Here is a 23,889-nt window from a genome sequence, read left to right on the forward strand (position 1 = left end):
CGCTCGTATCTTGACGGCTGCCTATAGAGGGGTCAACAACGCAAATACCCCGTCATAAACCACAGATCCTAGATTCTATCAGGCTTCCAGCAAATTCAAACAAACGTTTGTATTGGACCTGCATTGGGGTGTAGATATAATCTGCCGCTCGGCCAGCACAGGGACCGGCCTGGGTCCTCCATCTTATAAAATTTCAAGCCTTGAGTAGGAGATAGCTAATGGAACGCGAATACATGGAATTCGACGTCGTCATCGTCGGTGCCGGCCCCGCGGGCCTATCGGCTGCCTGCCGGCTGAAGCAGAAAGCCGCCGACGCCGGCCAGGAGATCAGTGTCTGCGTCGTCGAAAAAGGTTCCGAGGTAGGCGCGCACATTCTATCCGGCGCCGTGTTCGAGCCCCGCGCGCTGAACGAGCTGTTTCCCGACTGGCAGGCCCTTGGCGCGCCGCTGAACACTCCGGTCAAGCGCGATGACATCTACCTGCTCAACAGCGCCGAAAAAGCCACGAAAGTGCCGAACTTCTTCGTACCGAAGCCGATGCACAACGAAGGCAACTACATCATTTCCCTCGGCAACCTGTGCCGCTGGCTGGCGCAGCAAGCCGAAAACCTGGGTGTCGAGATCTACCCGGGCTTCGCCGCCCAGGAAGCCCTGATCGACGAACAGGGCATCGTTCGCGGCATCATCACCGGCGACCTGGGCGTCGACCGCGAAGGCAATCCGAAGGAAGGCGTTTACACCCCCGGCATGGAGCTGCGTGGCAAATACACCCTGTTCGCCGAAGGCTGCCGCGGCCATATCGGCAAACAGCTGATCAAGCGCTTCCAGCTCAGCGCCAACGTCGATCCGCAGCACTACGGCATCGGCATCAAGGAGCTCTGGGAAATCGATCCGGCCAAGCACGAGCAGGGCCTGGTCGTGCACACCTCCGGCTGGCCGCTGAACAAGGAAAACCCGGGCGGTTCCTTCCTTTATCACCTGGAGAACAACCAGGTCGTGGTCGGCCTGATCGTCGACCTCGCCTACAGCAACCCGCACCTTTCGCCGTTCGACGAGTTCCAGCGCTACAAGCACCATCCGGTCATCAAGCAGTACCTCGAAGGCGGCAAGCGCATCTCCTACGGCGCACGCGCGCTGGTCAAGGGCGGCTTCAACTCCCTGCCGAAGATGGTCTTCCCGGGCGGCGCGCTCATCGGCTGCGACCTCGGCACGCTCAATGCCGCCAAGATCAAGGGCAGCCACACTGCCATGAAGTCCGGCATGCTGGCCGCCGAAGCCATCGCCGCCGCCCTGGCCGAAGGCCGCGAAGCCGACGAGCTGACCAACTACGTCGAAGGGTTCAAGGCGAGCTGGCTGCACGACGAGCTCTACCAGAGCCGCAACTTCGGGCCGGCGATGCACAAGTTCGGCCCGATCATGGGTCCGGCTTTCAGCTTCGTCGAATACAACCTGCTGGGCGGAAAGCTCCCCTTCACGCTGCGTGATACCCGCATGGATCACACCTGCCTGAAGAAGGCGGCGGATGCCGAGAAGATCAGCTACCCCAAGCCGGACGGCAAGATCAGCTTCGACAAGCTCAGCTCGGTGTTCCTCTCCAACACCAACCACGAGGAAGATCAGCCGGTACACCTGAAGCTGACCGACCCGAGCATCCCGATCGACAAGAACCTGCCGCTCTACGACGAACCCGCGCAGCGCTACTGCCCGGCCGGCGTCTACGAGGTGGTGGCCAACGACGATGGCAGCAAGCGCTTCCAGATCAACGCGCAGAACTGCGTGCACTGCAAGACCTGCGACATCAAGGATCCGGCGCAGAACATTACCTGGGTGGCACCCGAAGGTACCGGCGGGCCGAACTACCCCAACATGTAAGACAAAAAAGGCTCCCTCGGGAGCCTTTTTCACATCTGCGCAGCGTTCGCCAGGGGCTAGCCTTGCGGCCCGAGGGCAAAGAACTCGCCGTGGCTCCAGACCCCCAGCCACGTCTGGCCATCGATCTCCCGGGGCACCGCCAGCTCCACCAGCTGGTAGAACACGTTGCGACCGATCAACGCCTCGAGGTTCGCCCTGACATGGACGTAGGGCGCCGGCTCCTGCGTCTGGGGATCGAGCTCGACCCGCAGGGGATGCTCCGGACCCGCCTCGGCCTCGTCCTCGACATTGGTGACGAAGCGCAGCACCTGCCCCTCCCCCTCGCCCAGGACTTCGAGACGCACCGCCACGAAGGGTGCGTCCTCGACCTGGATGCCGACCTTCTCGACCGGCGTCACCAGGAAATAATCGTCGCCGTCGCGCCTGATCACGGTGGAGAACAGACGCACCATCGCCGGCCTGCCAATGGGAGTACCGAGGTAGTACCAGGTGCCGTCCCGGGCAATCCGCATATCCAGATCGCCGCAGAACGGCGGATTCCAGAGATGGACCGGAGGCAGTCCTTTCTTCTCGCTTTTCGGAATCTGGCCAAGCAGGTCGTTGGCCTTGCCGGAAACGGGCATAGCGTTCTCCTCAACGTCCGAGGCCAAGCAGGCGCCGGGCATAGTCGCGTAACGGCGGGCCCAGGAACTGATCCGGCTTGGCGTCATAAAGGGTCAGGATGCCGCCACGGGTGCGAATGCGCGCATTGTCCACCTGATAGCGGGTCCCGGTTTCGATCAGCATGAGCTGGATGACACTGGTATCCACGCCCAGCCGATCGACCACACGCTGATCGTCCCATTCCTCATAGGTGCCGATACGGTCGTCCGCCGCGGCAAATCGCGTGTACAACAGGTAATGGGCACCATTGGCCGCCGCCTGGTTCAATGCGTCTTCGAGACCCGCCGGCTCCGGCGCACGCCGAACCATGGGGAAATACTCGACGAAACCCTTGAAGGCCTCTTCAGCCACCACGTTCGGCCGCGGATGGAACTGGCCCGGCGGCACGAAGTGGCCCTGGGCAATATAGATGAGGGAATCCGGCTGGATGCGCCAGGTGGCGGAACGCTGCGTATCGCTGTGATCGAGAATGCCGGCATCGCGCAGGTGATAGCGCGTGCCCTCGGCCATGTCGCTCACTTTCATGCAGCCGCTCAACAGCGTCAGCACCAGCAGCAGGCTCAAATACTTCATCATCGTCTCCAGGCCGGCGACGGAAAACCGGCGATCCCCGAGACAATGCAGCATCCAGGCCATCGCACAGGAGCGGACCCGGCAGGGGACCGCGGATCAGTCGCGCTTGCGCTTGTTGCCCATGCGCACGCCGATGTCCATCAGGAACTGGAAGAACCCCTCCTGATCTTCGAGCACGCTGCTCCAGAAAGGCGAGTGATACAGCGCCACGGCACCGTGCACCAGCGCCCAGGCCGCGCAGTAATGGAAGTAAGGCGGGACGTCTTCGAGCTTGCCCTCGGCGATGCGACCCTTGATCAGCTGGGTCAGGTGTTCGAAGTTTGACGCGCGGATCTTGTGCAGCTCCTCGACCATGTCCGGCACCTGGTTGCCCTTGACCAGCTTTTCCTCAAGGCGGTCGAACAGGCGATAGCGCTGCGGATCGCGCATGCGGAACTCGAAATAGGCGCGCGAAAGCGCTTCCTTGTCGCGGTCGACGTCCGGCGAATGGAGCAGCTCGTTCAGGTCGCGCTCGTAGTCGAGCATCAGCCGCAGGTAGATTTCGGCCTTGGACTTGAAGTGCTTGTAGATCGTGCCTTTGCCGATGCCCACCGTGTCGGCGATCATCTCCACGGTGACGCTGTCTTCTCCTTGTTCGAGAAAAAGCTGCAACGCGGTATCGAGGATTTCCTGTTCGCGCCGCCGAAACTCGCGGACTTTTCGAGGTTCATTCTGCATAGGTTGAGAAGACTGCGGGGTGGAAAATCGAAGCGGGATATTATGCCTATCTAGCCCAGAAATGCACGGAACATCAGCCTATGAATGCGTACGACGAGCAATTCCCGCACCCCGCCGGCCTGCGCTACCTCAATCATGCGGCCGTCGCGCCCTGGCCCCGGCGGGCAAGCGATGCCGTGACGGCCTTCGCCCGGGAAAACCACACCATCGGCGCCCGTGACTACCCGAAATGGCTCGAGGTGGAACTGCGCCTGCGCGAACGCCTGGCCCGCCTCCTCAACGCGCCCAGCAGGGCCGATGTCGCGCTGGTGAAGAATACCTCCGAGGCGCTGTCGTTCGTGGCGTTCGGGCTGGACTGGCGCTCCGGCGACCAGATCGTCATCAGCGACGAGGAGTTTCCGTCCAATCGCGTCGTCTGGGAGGCGCTCGCGCCACAAGGCGTGGAGGTCGTTCAGGTCAGCCTCAAGGGGCAGGACCCGGAAGCCGATCTGCTCGCAGCCTGCGGCCCCAGGACACGGCTGATGGCGATCAGCGCCGTGCAGTACGCCAGCGGCCTGCGCCTGGACCTGGGGCGTCTGGGCCTCGCCTGCGAACGGAGCGGCGTGCTGCTGTGCATCGACGCCAATCAGCAGCTGGGCGCCCTGCCCCTCGACGTGCAGGCCGCACGCTGCGCGTTCGCCATGGCCGATGGACACAAATGGATGCTGGGCCCGGAAGGCCTGGGCGTCTTCTATTGCCGCAGCGACCTGCGCAGCCAGTTGAAACTCCACGAATACGGCTGGCACATGCTCGAGGATGCCGGCAACTACGACCGCAGCGACTGGCAGCCGGCACGCAGCGCCCGGCGCTTCGAGTGCGGCAGCCCCAACATGCTCGGCTGCATGGCCCTCGAGGCCAGCCTGTCGCTGCTCGAAGAGGTGGGAATGGATCAGGTGGCCAGGCTGCTGCTCGAGCGTATCGAGTGGTTGCACAGCGGACTGGCTGCGATCGGGGGGGTCGAGCTGCTGAGCCCTCAGGCGCAGGCCAGACGCTCCGGCATCCTGACCTTCCGCCTCGAGCAACTGGATCGTGGCGCGCTGTTCGAACGGCTCAAGGCCGAGCAGGTGGTTTGCGCGCAACGCGGCGGCGGCATCAGGCTGTCGCCGCACTTCTACACCCCGGCCTCGGTGATCGACGAAACCCTGGCGATCCTCCGCGAGCTGGCCAACGGCTAGCGATCAAGGTCGGGAAATCTATTCCAAATCTGTTTAAAAATTAGCCAGCGCGCGCCTGCAAAGCCGCCCATTCGCGCCAATACTTCAGCAACTGGCAACGCAATCCCCCGATGCGAAGCCAGCTGAAGCCGCGAGGAACGCGGCTTCGACTCCTAATGGTCTTGACCCGGATCCCTTGGCTTCCGGGTTTTTTTTGCCCGGTTCAGCCGGCAACCGTGCGCGACGCGAGCATCTTCTGGCGCAGGCAGAAGCAGAACCAGAGGAAGAGAATCCACAGCGGAATCGCGAACACCGACAGGCGAATGCCCGGAATCAGCAACATGATGCCGGCGATCAGCGCCACGAACGCCAGGCACAGGTAGTTGGCGAAGGGAAACCAGAACGCCTTGAAACCCGGCTCCACGCCCTGCTGCCGCATGCTGCGGCGAAAACGCAGATGCGTCAGGCTGATCATCGCCCAGTTGATCACCAGCGAGGCCACCACCAGCGACATCAGCAGCTCCAGCGCGCCCTGCGGCAGCAGGTAGTTGACCAGCACGCAGAGGAAGGTGACCAGCGCCGAAACCCCCAGCGCCAGGACCGGCACGCCCCGGCGATTGATCTTCATCAGCGCCTTGGGCGCATCGCCCTGCTCGGCCAGCCCGTAAAGCATCCGGCTGTTGCAATACACACCGCTGTTGTAGACCGACAACGCGGCCGTCAGCACGACGAAGTTGAGCACGTGGGCCGCGGTGTCGCTCCCGATCAGCGAGAAGATCTGCACGAAGGGGCTGCTGCTGTAGGGATCGCCGGCCGCGCCCAGGGTTTGCAGCAGGCTGTCCCAGGGATACAGCGCGAGCAGCACGCTCAGCGCGCCGATGTAGAAGATCAGGATCCGGTAGACCACCTGGTTGATGGCCTTGGGAATGACGGTCCTCGGGTTCTCCGCCTCGGCGGCGGTGATGCCGACGAGCTCCAGTCCGCCGAAGGAAAACATGATGAACGCCAACGCCATCACCATGCCGCTGATGCCGTTGGGGAAGAACCCGCCGTGGCTCCACAGGTTGCTGACGCTGGCCTGCTCACCCCCCGCCCCGCCGAACAGCAGGAACAGGCCGAGCAGGATCATCCCGACGATCGCCGCGACCTTGATGATCGCGAACCAGAATTCGGCCTCGCCGAAGGCCTTGACCGTGCTCAGGTTGATCAGGTTGATGAGCACGAAGAAGGCCGCCGCGGTCGCCCAGGTCGGGATCTCGGGCCACCAATACTGAACGTACTTGCCGACGGCGGTCAGCTCGGCCATACCCACCAGCACGTACAGCACCCAATAGTTCCAGCCCGACAGGAAGCCCGCATAACGACCCCAGTACTGATGGGCGAAATGGCTGAACGATCCGGCCACTGGCTCCTCGACGATCATCTCGCCGAGCTGGCGCATGATCAGGAAGGCGATGAACCCACCGATGGCGTACCCCAGGATCATCGACGGGCCGGCACTCTTGAGCACCCCCGCCGACCCGAGGAAAAGGCCGGTCCCGATGGCGCCGCCCAGGGCGATCAACTGGATGTGGCGGTTTTTCAATCCGCGCTTGAGCGGGCCGGTGTGCAAACTGTCGTTCATCGATCAACCTTCGATACGGAACATGACGCAAGCCCGCCGCGTTGCCGCGAAGGGTCTGGGACTCATGGGGGAAACGGGGGCTACGGGTCGGAGGCGCGCATTGTACATCCTGCGCGCGACGCCCGAGACGTCATGGTGTCGCGCGAACCCGCGCCAGGGGGAACAGCCGACGGAAATTGGCGGTGGTCTGCGCCGCCAGCTCATCGAAGCCGACACCGCGCAAGCGGGCGAGGAACTCCGCCACGTCGCGCACGTATTCCGGCAGGTTCGGCTTGCCGCGATGCGGTATCGGTGCAAGGTAAGGCGAATCGGTCTCCACCAGCAGCCGATCGGCCGGTACCTGGCGCGCAACCTCGCGCAACGCCTCGGCATTGCGGAACGTGACGATGCCCGACAGGGAGATGTAGTAACCCATGTCCAGCGCCGCCCGGGCCATCTCCCAGTCTTCGGTGAAGCAGTGCAGCACGCCGGCTTGTGGCAGATCGGCCTCCCGCAGCAGCGCCAGGGTGTCCAGACGAGCCGCACGGGTATGGATGATCACCGGCTTGCCGGTGATCCGCGCAGCCTCCAGGTGCAGACGAAAGGACTGCTGCTGCAGCTGCGCGGCTTCCGGCTCGTAGTGGTAATCCAGGCCGGTTTCCCCGATGGCGACCACCTGCGGATGGGCCAACTCGCCCACCAGCCAGTCCAGTGCCGGTTCGGCACCGGGCTCCAGATCCAGCGGATGGACCCCGACCGAGCAGTCCACATCGTCATAGCGCTCGGCAAGCGCCTTGACTGCCGCGGCGTTGTCGGCGCTCACGCCGATGCAGAGAAAATGCCCCACCCCACGCTGGCGTGCCGCCTGCAGCGCGGCATCGAGGGAGCCGTCATGGGCGGTGAGGTCGAGTCGGTCGAGGTGACAGTGCGAATCTACGAGCATCGAAGGTGCGGGGTCTCGGGCGGGATGCAACGGCGCCAGCGGTTACATCGTATGGGTCGGGCGATCGGACTTCAGCGCGCCGGCCAGGTAGGTCTCGATCTTGTTGCGAGCGGTGGTGTCGCCCTCGTTGAACTGCACGCCCACGCCGGCGGCGCGATTCCCTTGCGCACCCTTGGGGGTGATCCAGACGACCTTGCCGGCGACCGGAATCTTCTCCGGTTCGTCCATCAGGTTGAGCAACATGAACACTTCGTCGCCGAGCTTGTAACTCTTGTTGGTGGGGATGAACAGCCCGCCATGCTTGATGAAGGGCATATAGGCCGCGTACAGCACGGATTTGTCCTTGATGGTCAAGGACATGATCCCGTTACGCGGCCCTAGATTCGGTGGCAGATTCATGCGGTGTACCCAGCGTACGATTTGCGAGGATTCTAGCCCGCTGATGGCAGGCTTGCCCACTGCACCAGCAGCGCTTCGAGAAGCAAGGCACGATTGAGGTTCGCCTTGGCCAGCACTTTCTGGCGATGCGCCAGCAGCCAGTCCTGCAACGCCAGCACCTTGCCCCGGGGGGCCTTCTGCGCCAGGTACTGCACGACCTTGCGCATGTCGGCGGCGCCGAGCGCCTCGTCATCGCCGGTCATCTGATGGCGCAGGATGAGATAGGCCCACTCGTTGAACCAGTCGAACACCAGCAGCAGCGGCAGCGCGTTCCAGGCGTCGGCCAGCTGGCTCGGCGACTGTTGCTGCTTGAGCAGCTTCTTGACGCCGTCCACCACCAGCGCGCGCAACTCCAGCACACCCTGCCCGTGCAGCTTGGCGGCCGCCAGCGGCGACCCGGCTGCCAGGGCCAGCAACTCTTCCCGCGCTTCCGGCGCCAGCGCCGGAAGCGCCGTCTCGAGCCAGGCGAGGCTCGCTTCGCGGCCGGGCAACGGGCAGGCCTGCTGGACGCAGCGGCTCTTGATGGTGGGCAGCAGCCGGCTGGGCTGGTGGCTGATCAACAACAGCACGGTATCGCCCGACGGCTCCTCCAGGCTCTTGAGCAAGGCGTTGGCCGCGTTCAGGTTCATCGCTTCGGCAGGCTCGAGCAGGACCACCTTGCGCCCGGCGAGCTGGGCGGTCTGGGTGACGAAACCCACCAGATCGCGCACCTGATCGACCCGGATCGCCTTGTCGACCTCCTCGGGCTCCAGCACGTAGTGATCGGGATGCGTGCCGGCGGCGAGCAGCAGACAGCTCTTGCAGGCACCACAAGCCCCCTCGGCGGCCGGACGCTGGCACAGCAGCAATGCCGCCAGGCGCTCGGCCAGCGCGCGCTTGCCGATGCCTACCGGGCCGTGCAGCAGATAGGCGTGCGCATGCTGGGTCCTGCCGGCCAGCTGCTGCCAGAGCCCGGCCTGCCAGGGATAGGCGTCAGCCACGGGTGCGCTCCAGAATCTCGGGCAACAGCGCATCCAGCGCAGCCTGCACCCCAGCCAGGGGCTGCGCCGCGTCGAGTACCCGATAGCGCGCCGGGGTCGCTTCGGCCCGCGCCAGATAGGTCCGCCGGACAGCTTCGAAGAACTCGCGCTTCTCCTGCTCGAAGCGATCGAGGCGGCCACGCGCTGCCGCCCGGCTCAGGCCGATGTCCACCGGCAGGTCGAACAGCAGGGTCAGATCCGGACGCAGCTCGCCCTGCACGAAGGTCTCCAGCAGAGCGATCCGCTCGACGTCCATGGCCCGCCCACCACCCTGGTAGGCATAGGTGGCGTCGGTGAAGCGGTCGCACAGCACGATCGCCCCTTGCTCCAGGGCCGGCCGGATGACGCCGGCCAGGTGCTGTGCCCGCGCAGCGAAGACCAGCAGCAATTCGGCATCGACCGCCATCGCTTCCTCGGCCGGCGCCAGCAGCAGCTCGCGGATCCGCTCGGCAAGGGGCGTGCCGCCAGGCTCGCGGGTCAGCACGACGCGGCGGCCGGCGTCGCGCAGACGCCCGGCCAGGTAGTCGCGATTGGTGCTCTTGCCTGCGCCTTCCGGGCCTTCCAGGGTGATGAACAGTCCCGTCACTGGGCGGCCTCGCTTTCTACCGGCTTGGGTTGCGGCGCCGGACTGGAGCGGTAGTCCGCGCGACGGTTGAGCTGATACTCGCGCACCGCACGGTTATGGTCGGCCAGGTTGTCGGAGAACACGTGACTGCCATCGCCCCGGGCGACGAAATAGAGGCTGGTGCCTTCTTTCGGATGCAGCGCCGCGTGAATGGCTTCGCGACCGACCATGGCGATCGGCGTGGGCGGCAGGCCCGCGGTGGTATAGGTGTTGTAGGGCGTCGGCTGACGCAGGTGCGCGCGAGTGATGCGCCCCTGGTACTGCTCACCGAGGCCGTAGATCACGGTGGGGTCGGTCTGCAGCAGCATGCCCAGCTTGAGCCGGCGCACGAACACGCCGGAGATCTCGCCGCGCTCGTGGGGCACACCGGTCTCCTTCTCGATGATCGAGGCCATGATCAGGGCCTGGTAGGGGTCTGCATAGGGCAGGCCCTCTGCGCGGTTTTCCCACTCTTCGGCGAGCACCTTTTCCAGGCGTGCGTAGGCGCGCTTGAGCAGATCGAGATCGCTCACGCTGCGGGTATAGCTGTAGGTGTCCGGGAAGAAGCGTCCTTCCGGATGCAGATCGGGCTGTCCCAGCTGCGCCATGATCTCCTGGTCACTCAGCCCCTGCAGGGTCTGCTTCAGGCGTGGCTGGGCGGCCAGTGCGGCGCGCAACTGGCGGAAGTTCCAGCCTTCGACCAGCGTCAGGGTGTATTGCACCACCTCGGCCCGCTGCCAGAGGCCGATCATCTCGCGCACCGTCATACCGGGGCGCAGCTGGTATTCGCCGCTGTGCAGGGTCTGCCCGGAAAGGTTCAGGCGCCAGTAAAGGCGCAGCGAGAAGGCGTCATCGAGCAGCCCTTCGGCTTCCAGCCGCTTGAAGATGCCACCGGGTGTATCGCCGGGCATCACTTCGAGCAGGCGATCCTCTTCCAGGGCGAGGGGCTGCTCGAGCGAAGCGTATTGTTTCCAGGCCAGCACGCCGAGGGCGGCCACACCCAGACCCACCACGACGATCATCAACAGAAGCAATTTACGAATCACGGGATATCAGGCTCGGCAATGAGGGATTGAAGTTTACGGGTGATCGGCCCTACGGGCCAGGCATGCGTCTGCAGCGATCGCACCGGCCAGATACCGTACTGGCTGTTGCAGCAGAAGACCTCGCTGGCACGCCACAACCGCTCCGGTTCGATATCCCGCTCGTCCACCTGCCAGCCCTGCCGTACGGCGATCTCCAGGATCCGCTCGCGCATGATGCCCGCCACCCCGCAGCGATCGAGCCCGGCCGTGGTCAGCTGGCCGTCGACGACCATGAACAGGTTGCTGAACACCCCTTCGATGACCCGGCCGGAGGTGTCGCGCATCAGCCCTTCGGCATAGCGCGTGTCCCGCCACTCGGCGCGGGCAAACACCTGTTCGAGGCGATTGAGGTGCTTGAGCCCCGCCAGCAGCGGCTGCTCCGCCAGGCGAGTCGTGCAGGGATATAGCGCCACCCCGTCTACGGCATGTTCATCGGGGTAGGCAGGCGCCGGAGCGGCAAGCAGCAGGCGGGTGGGATGGCACGGGGCCGGTGAACCATAGCCGCGCTGACCGGCGCCGCGCGTCAGGATCAGCTTGGCGACACCGTCGCCGAGCTGCCGTGCGAAGGCCTGCAGCTCGGACCCGAGGAGCTCGGGTTCGCAGGGAATCGACAGGCGCTGGCAGCCCCGGGCAAGGCGCCGCAGGTGACGCTCAGCGTATCGAGGCGAGCCGTCGATGACACGAATCGTCTCGAACAGACCATCGCCATAGGCCAGGCCCCGATCGTGAACGGCCACCCCATCGGCGGGATGGCCGTTCACCCAACTGCGCATCACTCGGCGAACCGGCGGAACACCAGCGAGCCGTTGGTGCCGCCAAAGCCGAACGAGTTGGACAGCGAGACCTCGATACGGCGCGATTTGGCTTCGTGCGGCACGAAGTCCAGGTCGCAACCGTCATCGGGGTCGTCCAGGTTGATGGTCGGCGGCGCCACCTGGTCGCGGATCGCCAGCACGCTGAAGATCGCCTCGACAGCGCCGGCGGCGCCCAGCAGGTGCCCGATCATCGACTTGGTTGAACTGACGGACAGGCGATAGGCCTGCTCGCCGAACACCGACTTGATCGCAGCGGCTTCGGCCTTGTCGCCGGCCGGCGTGGAGGTGCCGTGGGCGTTGATGTAGTCCACGCTGCCGGCATCGATCCCGGCATCCTTGAGCGCGCTGCGCATGCAGCGGCTGGCACCGGCGCCGTCATCCGGAGGCGAGGTCATGTGGAACGCATCGGCGCTCATGCCGAAGCCGATCAGCTCGGCATAGATGGTCGCGCCGCGTGCCTTGGCATGCTCGAGCTCCTCGAGCACCAGCGCACCGGCACCGTCGGACAGGACGAAACCGTCGCGGCCACGGTCCCACGGCCGGCTCGCCGCGGCCGGGTCGTCATTGCGCGTGGACAACGCCCGCGCGGCGCCAAAGCCGCCGATACCCAAACCGCACGCCGCCATTTCCGAGCCGCCGGCGACCATCACGTCCGCCTCGCCGTAGGCGATGTTGCGCGCGGCCATGCCGATGCAGTGGGTCGCCGTGGTACAGGCTGTCGCGATCGCGTAATTGGGACCTTGCAGTCCCAGATGGATCGACAGGAAACCCGACACCATGTTGATGATCGAGCCAGGCACGAAGAAGGGGGAAATCCGGCGCGGGCCCTGCTCGAACAACGATTTGCAGTTGTTCTCGATATTGGTGAGCCCACCGATGCCCGAGCCCATGGCCACGCCGATGCGCTCGCGATTGGCATCGGTGACTTCCAGGCCCGAGTCCCTGAATGCCTGGAAGCTCGCGGCCAGACCGTACTGAATGAACAGGTCGATCTTGCGTGCTTCCTTGGCCGGCAGGTACTGCTCGATCTCGAAGCCCTTCACCGAGCCGCCGATGCGGGTCGAGTAGGCTGAAAGGTCCATGTGCTCGATCAGGCCGATCCCACTGCGGCCGGCCAGAATTCCCTGCCAGCTGCTCGGCACATCGTTACCCAGAGGCGATACCATCCCCATCCCGGTGACTACGACGCGTCTACGCGACACAGCAATCTCCTTACCATTAGCGTTGGTGCGAGCCCGTGTACCTCACCCTCGAAGGGGCCACCGCGGGACAGCGCCCATCACAGTCGCCACGGTGGCGGCGCCTGCGTACAAATCAATACCAAAGAAAAGCCGCACTACCTCGTTCAAGGCAGTGCGGCTCTTCAGGTTCGAAGCGGATTACAGCTTATTGCGCGTGCGCATTGATGTAATCGATGGCTTCCTGAACGGTGGTGATCTTCTCGGCCTGCTCGTCCGGGATTTCGGTCTCGAATTCCTCTTCCAGAGCCATCACCAGCTCAACGGTGTCAAGAGAGTCGGCACCCAGGTCTTCGACGAAGGAAGCGCTATTGGTGACTTCCTCTTCTTTGACGCCAAGTTGCTCGGCAACGATTTTCTTGACGCGTTCTTCGATGGTGCTCATACCTTGTTTTCACTCCTATGGAAAAATCCAGGCAGCTGGTCTGCGCGGTAGTGTATAGAAAGCTTTTTCCGCATTTCAAGCTGAAAGCGGATCAGCATCATCCCGCGTTCAACCATCTGTCTATAAACCAGCTACGTCTTAATAACGCTTTTCAGACGGCTTTTTATGACTGAGCTCGACTGATTGGCGTCACAACATTCAGCTCATGTACATCCCGCCATTGACCGGAATGGTAGCTCCGGTGACGTAGCCTGCACCTTCCGAAGCCAGAAAAGCGACCACTTTCGCGATTTCTTCGGGCTGTCCCAGGCGGGCCAGCGGGATCTGGCCAGTCAGCGCATCACGCTGCGCCTGCGGCAGTTCACGCGTCATGTCGGTGTCGATGAAGCCGGGCGCGACCGAGTTCACGGTGATCCCGCGCGAACCGACTTCCCTGGCCAGGGCGCGGCCGAAGCCTTCCAGGCCAGCCTTCGCCGCCGCATAGTTGACCTGACCGGCATTGCCCATGGCACCGACCACCGAGCCGATGTTGATGATCCGCCCCCAGCGCGCCTTGGTCATCCCGCGCAGGACGGCCTTGGTCAGGCGATACAGGCTGGTGAGGTTGGTGTTGATGACATCGTCCCACTCATCGTCCTTCATCCGCAGCATCAGGTTGTCGCGCGTGATACCGGCATTGTTCACCAGAATGGCCGGCTGACCGAACTGCTGCTGGATCTGCTCGAGCGCGGCGGACACCGACTCGTCGTTACCGACATCGAGCACCACGCCGAGCCCTTCGACGCCCTGATCCTTGAAGGTTGCCGTGATGCGCTCGGCCCCGGCTTGCGAGGTCGCGGTCCCGATCACGGTAGCGCCCTGACGGCCCAATTCCAGTGCGATCGCCTGGCCAATGCCTCGGCTCGCACCGGTGACCAGCGCAACTTTGCCTTGCAGACTCATAGTTATCTCCTTGTTCAGGCCAGCGCCGCGCGAGCCGCCGCGAAAGCCTCTGGGGTGTCCAGATTATGGGTATTGATGCCTTTGACGCAGCGCTTGTTCAGCCCCGAGAGCACCTTGCCAGGCCCGCACTCGACCAGGTCGGTCACGCCCTGGGCATGCAGGCCCACCATCGACTCGACCCAGCGAACCGGGCTGTAAAGCTGCGCCAGAAGGTCCCGCTTGAGCGTCTCCAGATCCGTTACGACCGCCGCGCTGACGTTCTGGACCAGGGCGATTTCCGGCGCCTGCCAGGCGACGGCCTGGACGGCGGCGGCGAACTGCTCGGCCGCCGGACGCATCAGCTCGCAATGGGAAGGCACGCTCACCGGCAGGGCCATGGCCCGCTTAGCGCCCCTGGCCTTGCAAGCCTCGATGGCGCGCTCCACGGCTTGCGCCGAACCGGCAATGACCACCTGCCCGGGTGCGTTGAAATTCACCGCGCTCACGACCTCGCCCTGGGCCGCTTCGGCACAGGCAGCCAGCACATCGGCGTCTTCCAGCCCGAGGATGGCGGCCATGCCGCCCTGCCCGGCCGGAACGGCCTGCTGCATCAGCTGCCCGCGGCGCTCGACCAGCTTCACGGCATTGGCGAACGGCAGGCTGCCCGCTGCAACCAGCGCCGAATACTCACCCAGGCTGTGCCCTGCGACATACGCAGGCCGAGCACCGCCTTCGGCCAGCCAGAGACGCCAGATGGCAATCGAAGCGGCGAGGATGGCCGGCTGGGTTTTGTCGGTCTGATTCAGCTGCTCTTCTGGGCCCTGCTGGACCAGCGACCAGAGATCGTAGCCCAGCGCCTGCGAGGCCTCAGCGAAGGTGTCGAGCACGATGGCATGTTGCGCGCCCAGCTCGGCAAGCATTCCGACTGCCTGCGAGCCCTGACCGGGAAAGACGAAAGCGAATGATGCGGACATAACGGGTCTCTTGTGGTTCTGCCGTCTTGGAGAGCGCCCAGGCAACTGGACGCACCGATTAGTCAGTTGGATGGCGAGCCGCCCAACAGGGTCACATTGCGGGACAGCTAGTGCAAACGCTCGAGCCGTCGAAGGAGCTGGCCGGGGAGATTCTGCTCGACCTCCTGCACCGCATGGCGCACCGCGGTACGAAAGCCGTCACGCCCGGCGCCACCGTGGCTTTTCACCACGATCCCTTGCAACCCCAGAAAGCTGGCCCCGTTGTGCGCGGCGGGCGTCAGCTCGCCCCGCAGCTGGCGCAGCAGCGGCAGCGCCAACACACCCGCAAGACGTGCGCCCAGCGATCGCCTGAACAGCGCCTCGACACGCTCACCGAGCATCTCGGCAAGACCCTCGCTGGATTTAAGCAAAAGATTGCCGACGAAACCGTCGCAGACCGCCACATCGGCATCGCCACGAAACAACCCGTCGCCCTCGATGAAACCCCGGTAATTGAGCGCTTCCGCCTGCTGAAGCAACTTCGCGGCCAGCTTGACCTGCTGGTTCCCCTTGATTTCCTCGGTCCCGACATTGAGCAAGGCGACCCGGGGTCGATCCACGCCCATGGCACTGGCTGCGACCGACCCCATCAGGGCGAACTGGTAGAGGTGCTGGGCATCGCAGTCGACATTGGCGCCCAGGTCGAGCAACAGGCAGGAACCACCGTGACGGGTCGGAATGGAGGTCACCATGGCCGGGCGGTCGATCCCGGGGAGCGTCTTCAACAGGTGACGGGCGAGCGCCATCAGCGCGCCGGTGTTGCCCGCACTGACGCAGGCGTGAGCCTCTCCGTCGCGCACCAGCTCGAGCGCCAGCCGCATCGACGATCGAGGCTTGCCGCGCAACGCCAATGCCGGGCGCTCGTCCATGGCGATGACCTGATCGGCATCGACAACACGCAGGCGCGACCGATCGACACCGGTAGCGGTGGCGATTAGGGGATCAATCAGGGAGCGTTGACCGACGAGGGTCAGGTGCAGCGAGGGGAATTCAGCCAGGCAGTCGAGACTGGCCGGAACAATGCAGTGGGGACCGAAGTCCCCACCCATTGCATCAATCGCGATGATCGTGGCGGACAAGGATTACTCGTCGGAGCCCTTGTCGATCACTTTGCGACCACGGTAGAAACCTTCCGGAGAAACGTGGTGGCGCAGGTGAACTTCACCGGTGCTCTTTTCTACGGACAGGGCGTTCGGCTCGAGCGCGTCGTGGGAACGACGCATGTCACGGGCGGAACGGGATTTTTTGTTCTGCTGAACAGCCATTTGGATCAACTCCTAAACGTTTGGGTCACGCTTTAACTGCGCCAGCACGCTGAACGGGTTGGACCGCTTAGCCTCGTCCTCGGTCGGCTCGGGCTCTTCCAGCCCAGCCGGCGGCTGGCAAATTTCAGGGTCATGGAGTGGAACAATCGGTAGCGCGAGCAACAGCTCGTCTTCGACCAGCGCCAGCAGATCCAGAGGATCCTCTCCCACTTCCAGCACGTCATAGCCCTTGGGCAGGTGCTGGGTATTCGCGCCTTCATTCACGACCGCGTAATCGCACTCACTGTGAATCGGCAGAACAACCTGCTCCAGACAACGCTGGCAAATCATGGTGACGTCAACCTCGAGCTCGCTGTGAATCACCACAGACTTCTGCTCGTCACGCCCGAAGACCAAACGAGCGCGCACCGCACCACGATCATCCTCGAGAGGATCGGTGAGCCGCTTCAGACTCGCCAGCGGTACCTCACCTTCAAAGGTGGTTGCCCGGTCGGCGTGCTTTCGCGGATCGACGTGCGAAGGTATCGGTCCTTTAAACATAAGCGCGGCATTCTAGGGATGCGCCCCGCCCCTGTCAAAGGAATTCCATCCCGTCTTTTACGGACGTGCCCTACAATCGCAGCCTATATATTAAGGAAGAAAACATGCGCCACCTGCTGCTCGCCTCCAGCTCGACCTATCGCCGGGAACTGCTTTCCCGCCTGCGCCGGCCATTCGACCATGCGAGTCCGGACATAGACGAAACACCCCATCCGCAAGAGAGCGCCGAAGGGCTCGCGCGACGGCTGGCGGAGGAGAAGGCACGGGCACTCGCCGATCGTTACCCGCAGCACCTGATCATCGGTTCCGACCAGGTCGCCGTCATCGACCAACGGATCGTCGGCAAGCCACTGACCTTCGAGCGCGCCCGCGAACAACTGCAAGCCGCCAGCGGCAAGGAGGTCCGGTTTCTGACCGCCGTCGCCCTCCTGAACGCGCAAAGCGGTCGACTGCAAGTGGACTGCGTTCCATTCAGCGTTCGGTTTCGCGACCTCAGCGACACACAGATCGACCGCTACCTCGAAGCCGAAAAGCCCTTCGACTGCGCCGGAAGCTTCAAGGTGGAAGGATTGGGCATCAGCCTGTTCCGCTCGACCGAAGGCTGCGACCTCACCAGCCTGATCGGCTTGCCGCTGATCAGACTGGTCGACATGCTAGCCCGCGAGGGCGTCGAGATTCCCTGAGCAGGTCAGCGCAGCACGGGCCCCTGCAAACCGACCCAAAGGGCAAGGCGCTCGGCGACGCTGGCACCGAGACGCTTGGTGAAGCGATCGAAAGGCGAGTCCTTGACCGTGTAATCCACGATCTCCGGCTCGCCCACCACCTCGCGAGCGACATAGCCGGTACTGCCCAGCCCGTCGATCAGCCCCAGCTCCAGCGCCTGCTCTCCGGACCAGATCAACCCGGAGAACAGCTCCGGATGCTCGGCATCCTGCAGCCGATCGCCCCGCCCCTGCTTGACGCTCTCGATGAACTGGCGGTGAGTCGTGCCGAGCACGCCCTTCCAGAATTCGGTTTCTTCCGGCTTCTGCGGCTGGAAGGGGTCGAGAAACGCCTTGTGCTCGCCGGAGGTATACACGCGGCGCTCCACGCCCAGCTTCTGCATGGCATCGACGAAGCCGAAGGTCGCCGCCGTCACGCCGATGGAGCCCACCAGGCTGGATTTATCGGCGTAGATTTCGTCGGCCGCGCTGGCGATGTAGTAGGCGCCGGAGGCACCAAGATCGGTGATCACGGCATAAAGCTTTATCGCCGGATATTCGCCGCGCAGGCGGCGGATCTCGTCGTAGATATAACCCGACTGCACAGGGCTGCCACCAGGGCTATTGATGCGCAGCACCACGGCCTTGGTGCCCTCCGCCTCGAACGCCGCGCGCAGCGCACCGACGATGTTGTCGGCGCTGGCCGCCTCGTCGTCGGCGATCATGCCGCGCACGTCGATCACCGCCGTATGGCTGGCACTGCTCTTTTCCTTGCCCAGCTGCAGGAGCGGGGAAAACATCAGCAGCGCCCCGAACAGGTAGGCGAAGGTCAGCAGCTTGAAGAAAATGCCCCAGCGCCTGGCGCGACGCTGCTCCTGGACGCCTGCCAGCAGGGTCTTTTCCAGCAGACGCCAGCTCCTGCGGTCTTCCTTGTCTTCGTCCGGCGCCTTCCACTCATCCGACATAACGTTCCACCTCACAGGCATTCCGAGCAGCGAGCCATTCGCCCAGCTCCTCGAAACGATTGATTATTCGTTGCGGTGAATGCTGCGCCAACACGTCCGGCGCCTGGGCACCATAACTGACCGCAACCGCCTCCATTCCCGCACGCTGCGCCATCTGCAGATCGAATACCGAATCCCCCACCATCACCGCCTGATCGGCACGCTTGCCGCAATGGACGAGAATCTCGTCCAGCATCAGCGGGTCGGGCTTGCCGGCCGTCTCGTCGGCGCAGCGGGTGATATCGAAGTAACGCTCCCAGCGACAGGATGCGAGCATCCTATCCAGACCGCGACGACTCTTGCCGGTTGCAACCGCCAGCAACATCCCCTGCTCGCGAAAACGCTCGAGCCACTCGACGACACCGGGAAACAGAGGCGACGGCTGATGCTCCAGCGCAAGGTAATGTTCGCTATAGCGCTGGCGAAACACCTCGATCGAGGCCGCACTGGTCAGTTGCGGGTAGAGACAGGCAATCGCGTCGGGCAAGGCGAGCCCGATGATACCCTTGACCGATGCATCGTCGAGCCGAGGCAGGTCGCATTCCGCAGCAGCCAGATGCATCGCTTGGACGATCCGGCCGATGGAGTCAGCCAAGGTGCCATCCCAGTCGAAGATCAGCAGTTCGCACTTACTCACCCAGGCGCTCCAGTGTCTGTGCCCACATCTCGTCGACCGGGGCCTCCAGCTCCAGCTCGCCCCCGTCGGGCAGCGGGACCCTCAGCGCATAGGCGTGCAGGAACAACCGTTTGCCGCCCAGCTCCCGGATTTCCTGGGTGAAGGCTTCGTCGCCGTACTTGCTGTCGCCTGCAATGCTGTGACCCGCATGGCGGGCATGCACCCGGATCTGATGGGTACGGCCGGTAACCGGCTTGGCCTCGACCAGCGTGGCGAAGTCACCGAAACGGCGCAGCACGCGAAAGAGGGTCAACGCCTCCTTGCCCTGATCACTGACCTCGACCATGCGCTCTCCCGAACGCAGGGTGTTCTTTTCAAGCGGCGCGTTGACCTGCTTCTTGCTGGTCTCCCATCGCCCCCGCACCAGCGCCATGTAGCGCTTGTCGACACCGTCGCCCCGCAAGGCCTGGTGCAGGTGCCGCAACATGCTGCGTTTCTTGGCGACCATCAGCAGACCGGACGTGTCGCGATCGAGCCGGTGAACGAGCTCGAGCTCCTTGGCATCGGGCCGCAACTGGCGCAAGGCCTCAATCACGCCGAAGCTCAAGCCGCTGCCGCCATGCACGGCGATACCGGCAGGCTTGTTCATCACGATCAGCGCCTTGTCTTCATGGACGATGGCCGCCTCGAGACGCTCGAGCAGGCCGATCGCCAGGGGAGCGGGCTCGTCGCGCTCGGGCAGCCGCAGCGGAGGCACCCGCACGACATCGCCCGCCTGCAATTTGTATTCGGGCTTTATCCGCCCCTTGTTCACCCGCACCTCGCCCTTGCGCAGGATGCGATAGATCAAGGTCTTGGGGACACCCTTGAGCTGGGTACGGAGGAAGTTGTCGATGCGCTGGCCGGCAAGTTCCGGCGAGACCTCGAGCAGCTGAACGCCAGAGGCCTGGGATGGGGTATTGGTCATCGCGGCATCATAGCAATTTCGCCAATTTGAAGCACTCAAACATTGCTGTTATAGTCCCGAGCGCCGCCAAAAGCGGACCGTCTGCGGATGCCTGCCATATCGCCATCCCTGACGAAGCAAAATCGTTCGAGGACGTAAGGCTGTCCGACGGGGTTTCTCCAGTTCAGAGACCCGAAACAAGCCTAAAGACATGATGCGTGCCCCCCGCTGGGGAATCGTGACAATCGCCAACCCGCTCTGGATTCTGCGGGCGGCACCCGATTTTCAAAGGATAAGTGTTGGGTGGAGATGCACAGCCATCGGATTGCGTAGCAAAGGCTTCCACAGACGCGTCATTCCGTCCGCTACCATGGCTGATTCCTCCTCCCTGACCGCAGCTGCTGTTCCGACAGTTAGCAGGAGACGTCGTCGCGACGCCGGCCCAACTGGCCTCACATCGCTAGACACTGGAATGCCTTACAACCATTCCTGACGCACCTGACACCGACCGTGAGAGTCGTGTGTGCCGAACGCCGTTTCCGGAAGCCCGGAAACCGACGGTACTACATGAAAAGAATGCTAATTAACGCAACTCAGCCCGAAGAGTTGCGTGTCGCACTGGTCGATGGACAACGTCTGTTCGACCTCGATATCGAATCGGGCGCCCGTGAGCAGAAAAAAGCCAACATCTACAAGGGCAAGATCACCCGCGTAGAACCCAGCCTCGAAGCGGCCTTCGTCGACTTCGGCGCCGAGCGCCACGGCTTCCTTCCGCTGAAGGAAATCTCCCGCGAATACTTCAAGAAGTCGCCCGAAGGCCGGGTGAACATCAAGGATGTTCTGTCCGAAGGCCAGGAAGTCATCGTCCAGGTCGAAAAGGAAGAGCGTGGCAACAAGGGCGCCGCCCTGACCACCTTCATCAGCCTCGCTGGCCGCTACTTGGTCCTGATGCCGAACAACCCGCGCGCGGGCGGCATTTCCCGCCGCATCGAGGGCGAGGAGCGCAACGAACTGCGCGAAGCCCTCAACGGGCTCGATATCCCGGCCGACATGGGCCTGATCGTGCGCACCGCCGGCCTCGGCCGCAGCAGCGAAGAGCTGCAGTGGGACCTCGATTACCTGCTTCAGCTGTGGGGCGCGGTGAAAGAGGCGTCGCAGGATCGCGCGCCCTTCCTGATCTACCAGGAATCCAACGTCATCATTCGCGCCATTCGCGACTACCTGCGCCAGGACATCGGCGAGGTGCTGATCGACAGCGTCGAAGCCCAGGAAGAAGCCCTGACCTTCATCCGCCAGGTGATGCCGCAGTACGCGAGCAAGATCAAGCTGTACGAAGACAGCGTTCCGCTGTTCAACCGCTTCCAGATCGAGAGCCAGATCGAGACCGCATTTCAGCGTGAAGTGAAACTTCCGTCGGGTGGTTCGATCGTGATCGATCCGACCGAGGCCCTGGTGTCCATCGACATCAACTCGGCACGTGCCACCAAGGGTGGCGACATCGAAGAAACCGCCCTGCAGACCAACCTCGAAGCGGCCGAGGAGATCGCACGCCAGCTGCGCCTGCGCGATATCGGCGGCCTGATCGTGATCGACTTCATCGACATGACCCCGGCCAAGAACCAGCGCGCGGTGGAAGAAAAGGTTCGCGAAGCGCTCGAGGCCGATCGTGCCCGCGTGCAGGTCGGCCGCATCTCCCGTTTCGGCCTGCTGGAGATGTCCCGCCAGCGCCTGCGCCCGTCCCTCGGCGAAACCAGCGGCATCGTCTGCCCTCGCTGCAACGGGCAAGGCATCATCCGCGACGTCGAATCCCTCTCGCTGGCCATCCTGCGCCTGATCGAAGAGGAAGCCCTGAAGGATCGCACCGCCGAAGTCCGCGCCCGCGTCCCCTTCCAGGTTGCCGCCTTCCTGCTCAACGAAAAGCGCAATGCGATCACCAAGATCGAACTGCGCACTCGCGCGCGCATCTTCATCCTGCCGGACGACCACCTGGAGACCCCGCATTTCGAAGTGGTGCGCCTGCGTGACGACAGCCCGGAAATCATTGCCGGCCAAGCCAGCTATGAAATGAGCCCGCCTGAAGTCGAGGAAGCCCAGCCGATCAGCTCCACCCGCACCCTGGTTCGCCAGGAGGCGGCCGTGAAGACGGCACCTCAGCGCAGCGCGCCGATTCCCGCCGAGCCCGCGCCGACCGTAGCAGTCGAGTCCAAGCCCGAGCCGAGCCTGTTCAAGGGCCTGGTCAAGTCGCTGGTCAGCCTGTTCGCCGGCAAGGAAGAAGCCAAGCCGGTCGAAATCGAGAAGAAGCCGTCGTCGCCGCGCCAGCCGCGCAACGACGAACGCCGCAACGGCCGCCAGCAGAACCGTCGCCGTGACGGCCGCGATGGCCGCGCGTCCCGCGACGAAGAGCGCAAGCCGCGCGAAGAGCGCCAAAGCCGCGAGGAGCGCCAGCCGCGTCCGCCGCGCGAAGAGCGCAAGCCACGCGAACTCCGTGAACCTCGCGAGCAGAACGAAACAGTCGAGGCGCAGGAGCAGCAGCCGCGCCGCGAACGCGCCCCGCGTGAAGATCGCCAGCCTCGCGAAGAACGCAAGCGTGAGCTGCGCGCGCCACTGGACGAAGCCGGCGAATCGCCAGCCGTGGCCAGCGAAGAACGCGCCGAGCGCAAGCCGCGCGTACCGCGCGAAGAGCGCAAGCCACGCACCGAGCAGGTAGTCGCCGAGGAAGAACTGCAGCAGGACGAAGGCCGTGACGACGAGCAGGCGTCGGCCGATGGCGAACGCCCTCGCCGCCGCTCCCGTGGCCAGCGTCGCCGCAGCAATCGCCGTGAGCGCCAGCATGACGCCAATGGCAACGAGATCGAATCGGCAGACGGCAACGACGGCGAAAATTCCGCTGCGGACGCCGAGCGTGACGCGCCGGTGAAATCGGCCGATGTCGCCGTTGCCGCCACCGCTGCCGCGATCGCCGCCAATACCGCCGACACCGACGTACAGCCCGTCTTCGAAGCCGCGCCTGCCGAGCAGACGCCGATCGAAGCCGAAGCGGTACCCGCCACGGCGATCAGCGAACCGCTTTCGCCGCGCGTGGAAATCGAGGCGCCCGCTGTCCAGGAAGCGCTCATCGAGCCGACCCCTGAGCCGCTTCAGGAGCCCAGCGCCCCGGTAGTCCCGGCGGAAACGGTAACCGAGGCACCTGCCGCGGTCGCCGAACCGGAACCCGCTCCGATGCCGGAGCCGGTTGTCGAACCGGTCGCACCTCAGCCTGCCGAAGCCCCGCAGAGCGAATTCGCGACCCCGTCGAGCACTGGTCGTGCACCGAACGATCCACGCGAAGTGCGCCGTCGCAAGCGTGAAGCCGAGCGCCTGGCACGCGAAGCAGCCGAAGCCCAGGCGGCGTCGGCGTCCGAGCCGGCGGCAGCAGAGCAACCGCTCGCCGCGCCGGAGATCGTCGCCAGCGCGCCCGTGGAACTCGAACAGCCTGCTGCCGAACCACTGGCCGCGATCGAGCCCGAGCAGGTCGTCGCGCAGTCTGACGACACCACGCACGGCGAAACCGAGCAGGCGATCGAGCACACGCCCGCGCAGGCGCCGCATCAGACGCTGACGGACGAGCCGATTGCCGGCGAGACCGAAGAAAACAAGGACAAGCCCAGGGGCTGATCCTTGAACGAAAAAAGGGATGCCTAGGCATCCCTTTTTTTCGTTTCGAAATCCGAATCAGGCTGAAAACATGCTTCAGTTC

At 64.1% G+C, this 23,889-nt stretch carries 24 protein-coding genes; 4 read left to right on the forward strand and 20 right to left on the reverse strand.

The genetic code is table 11. The features are described from left to right. Positions 1-218 precede the first annotated feature (218 nt). Positions 219-1,871 (forward strand): electron transfer flavoprotein-ubiquinone oxidoreductase, encoded by a 1,653-nt coding sequence (locus DN824_RS18875; protein WP_138409899.1) that lies wholly within the window; start codon positions 219-221, stop codon positions 1,869-1,871. A 56-nt stretch (positions 1,872-1,927) separates the two neighbouring features. Here DN824_RS18875 and DN824_RS18880 read toward each other — a convergent pair whose 3' ends face one another. The 3 genes from DN824_RS18880 to DN824_RS18890 all read right to left on the reverse strand — a co-directional run bounded on the left by DN824_RS18880 (position 1,928) and on the right by DN824_RS18890 (position 3,824). Further along, the gene (locus tag DN824_RS18880) at positions 1,928-2,494 is read right to left on the reverse strand and encodes a DUF1285 domain-containing protein (protein ID WP_138409900.1); all 567 of its coding nucleotides are present in this window, start codon (positions 2,492-2,494) and stop codon (positions 1,928-1,930) included. A 10-nt stretch (positions 2,495-2,504) separates the two neighbouring features. After that, positions 2,505-3,110, reverse strand: a complete 606-nt coding sequence (locus DN824_RS18885) for a DUF4823 domain-containing protein (protein WP_414718305.1) — start codon at positions 3,108-3,110, stop codon at positions 2,505-2,507. A 93-nt stretch (positions 3,111-3,203) separates the two neighbouring features. After that, positions 3,204-3,824 carry a TetR/AcrR family transcriptional regulator gene (locus DN824_RS18890; protein ID WP_138409902.1) on the reverse strand — a complete coding sequence of 207 codons (621 nt, stop codon included), beginning with the start codon at positions 3,822-3,824 and terminating at the stop codon, positions 3,204-3,206. An 80-nt stretch (positions 3,825-3,904) separates the two neighbouring features. On the opposite strand from DN824_RS18890, the gene DN824_RS18895 reads away from it, so the two are divergent. After that, complete coding sequence (locus DN824_RS18895; RefSeq protein ID WP_138409903.1) at positions 3,905-5,038, forward strand: aminotransferase class V-fold PLP-dependent enzyme; 1,134 nt, start codon at positions 3,905-3,907, stop codon at positions 5,036-5,038. A 202-nt stretch (positions 5,039-5,240) separates the two neighbouring features. On the opposite strand, the gene DN824_RS18900 is transcribed toward DN824_RS18895, so the two are convergent. From DN824_RS18900 to DN824_RS18965, 14 genes are all read right to left on the reverse strand, one after another. After that, positions 5,241-6,641 (reverse strand): amino acid permease, encoded by a 1,401-nt coding sequence (locus tag DN824_RS18900; RefSeq protein ID WP_138409904.1) that lies wholly within the window; start codon positions 6,639-6,641, stop codon positions 5,241-5,243. Positions 6,642-6,771: 130 nt separating this feature from the next. After that, a complete protein-coding gene (locus DN824_RS18905; protein WP_138409905.1) occupies positions 6,772-7,563 on the reverse strand; it encodes a TatD family hydrolase in 792 nt (263 codons plus the stop codon). Between the two features lie 42 nt (positions 7,564-7,605). Beyond that, positions 7,606-7,962, reverse strand: coding sequence for a PilZ domain-containing protein (locus DN824_RS18910; RefSeq protein WP_138409906.1), 357 nt, complete (start codon positions 7,960-7,962; stop codon positions 7,606-7,608). 32 nt (positions 7,963-7,994) lie between these two features. Then, positions 7,995-8,981 (reverse strand): DNA polymerase III subunit delta', encoded by a 987-nt coding sequence (locus DN824_RS18915; RefSeq protein WP_138409907.1) that lies wholly within the window; start codon positions 8,979-8,981, stop codon positions 7,995-7,997. After that, positions 8,974-9,606 (reverse strand): dTMP kinase, encoded by a 633-nt coding sequence (gene tmk / locus DN824_RS18920; RefSeq protein ID WP_138409908.1) that lies wholly within the window; start codon positions 9,604-9,606, stop codon positions 8,974-8,976. Before tmk ends, DN824_RS18915 begins: the two co-directional genes overlap by 8 nt. Next, positions 9,603-10,670 carry an endolytic transglycosylase MltG gene (gene mltG / locus DN824_RS18925; RefSeq protein ID WP_138409909.1) on the reverse strand — a complete coding sequence of 356 codons (1,068 nt, stop codon included), beginning with the start codon at positions 10,668-10,670 and terminating at the stop codon, positions 9,603-9,605. Before mltG ends, tmk begins: the two co-directional genes overlap by 4 nt. Then, the gene (gene pabC, locus DN824_RS18930) at positions 10,667-11,482 is read right to left on the reverse strand and encodes an aminodeoxychorismate lyase (protein ID WP_138409910.1); all 816 of its coding nucleotides are present in this window, start codon (positions 11,480-11,482) and stop codon (positions 10,667-10,669) included. The genes mltG and pabC overlap by 4 nt, the downstream gene beginning before the upstream one ends. Continuing rightward, positions 11,482-12,726 (reverse strand): beta-ketoacyl-ACP synthase II, encoded by a 1,245-nt coding sequence (gene fabF / locus DN824_RS18935; protein ID WP_138409911.1) that lies wholly within the window; start codon positions 12,724-12,726, stop codon positions 11,482-11,484. The genes pabC and fabF overlap by 1 nt, the downstream gene beginning before the upstream one ends. A gap of 184 nt (positions 12,727-12,910) precedes the next feature. After that, positions 12,911-13,147, reverse strand: a complete 237-nt coding sequence (acpP, locus tag DN824_RS18940; protein WP_003283670.1) for an acyl carrier protein — start codon at positions 13,145-13,147, stop codon at positions 12,911-12,913. Positions 13,148-13,345: 198 nt separating this feature from the next. After that, entirely contained in the window at positions 13,346-14,089 is a 744-nt protein-coding gene (gene fabG / locus DN824_RS18945; protein WP_138409912.1) for a 3-oxoacyl-ACP reductase FabG, read from the reverse strand. A 14-nt stretch (positions 14,090-14,103) separates the two neighbouring features. Continuing rightward, positions 14,104-15,042 carry an ACP S-malonyltransferase gene (gene fabD / locus DN824_RS18950; protein ID WP_138409913.1) on the reverse strand — a complete coding sequence of 313 codons (939 nt, stop codon included), beginning with the start codon at positions 15,040-15,042 and terminating at the stop codon, positions 14,104-14,106. A 107-nt stretch (positions 15,043-15,149) separates the two neighbouring features. Next, positions 15,150-16,160, reverse strand: a complete 1,011-nt coding sequence (gene plsX / locus DN824_RS18955; RefSeq protein ID WP_138409914.1) for a phosphate acyltransferase PlsX — start codon at positions 16,158-16,160, stop codon at positions 15,150-15,152. Positions 16,161-16,163: 3 nt separating this feature from the next. Next, on the reverse strand, positions 16,164-16,346 hold the full coding sequence (gene rpmF / locus DN824_RS18960) for a 50S ribosomal protein L32 (RefSeq protein ID WP_138409915.1): 183 nt from the start codon (positions 16,344-16,346) through the stop codon (positions 16,164-16,166). A 12-nt stretch (positions 16,347-16,358) separates the two neighbouring features. Further along, positions 16,359-16,886 (reverse strand): YceD family protein, encoded by a 528-nt coding sequence (locus tag DN824_RS18965; protein ID WP_138409916.1) that lies wholly within the window; start codon positions 16,884-16,886, stop codon positions 16,359-16,361. A 104-nt stretch (positions 16,887-16,990) separates the two neighbouring features. Between DN824_RS18965 and DN824_RS18970 the strand changes: the two genes are divergently transcribed. Further along, entirely contained in the window at positions 16,991-17,569 is a 579-nt protein-coding gene (locus DN824_RS18970; RefSeq protein ID WP_138409917.1) for a Maf family protein, read from the forward strand. A gap of 5 nt (positions 17,570-17,574) precedes the next feature. Here DN824_RS18970 and DN824_RS18975 read toward each other — a convergent pair whose 3' ends face one another. From DN824_RS18975 to rluC, 3 genes are read right to left on the reverse strand one after another with little or no spacing between them, the layout of a single operon-like run. Next, positions 17,575-18,552 carry a S49 family peptidase gene (locus DN824_RS18975; RefSeq protein ID WP_138409918.1) on the reverse strand — a complete coding sequence of 326 codons (978 nt, stop codon included), beginning with the start codon at positions 18,550-18,552 and terminating at the stop codon, positions 17,575-17,577. Further along, entirely contained in the window at positions 18,542-19,228 is a 687-nt protein-coding gene (locus DN824_RS18980) for an HAD-IA family hydrolase (protein ID WP_138409919.1), read from the reverse strand. The genes DN824_RS18975 and DN824_RS18980 overlap by 11 nt, the downstream gene beginning before the upstream one ends. Next, entirely contained in the window at positions 19,221-20,174 is a 954-nt protein-coding gene (rluC, locus tag DN824_RS18985; RefSeq protein ID WP_138409920.1) for a 23S rRNA pseudouridine(955/2504/2580) synthase RluC, read from the reverse strand. Before rluC ends, DN824_RS18980 begins: the two co-directional genes overlap by 8 nt. A 546-nt stretch (positions 20,175-20,720) precedes the next feature. Here rluC and rne point away from each other — a divergent pair. Further along, complete coding sequence (rne, locus tag DN824_RS18990) at positions 20,721-23,807, forward strand: ribonuclease E (RefSeq protein WP_194150430.1); 3,087 nt, start codon at positions 20,721-20,723, stop codon at positions 23,805-23,807. The last annotated feature ends 82 nt before the right edge of the window (positions 23,808-23,889 follow it).

This window comes from Stutzerimonas nosocomialis (assembly GCF_005876855.1).
GTDB lineage: Bacteria > Pseudomonadota > Gammaproteobacteria > Pseudomonadales > Pseudomonadaceae > Stutzerimonas > Stutzerimonas nosocomialis.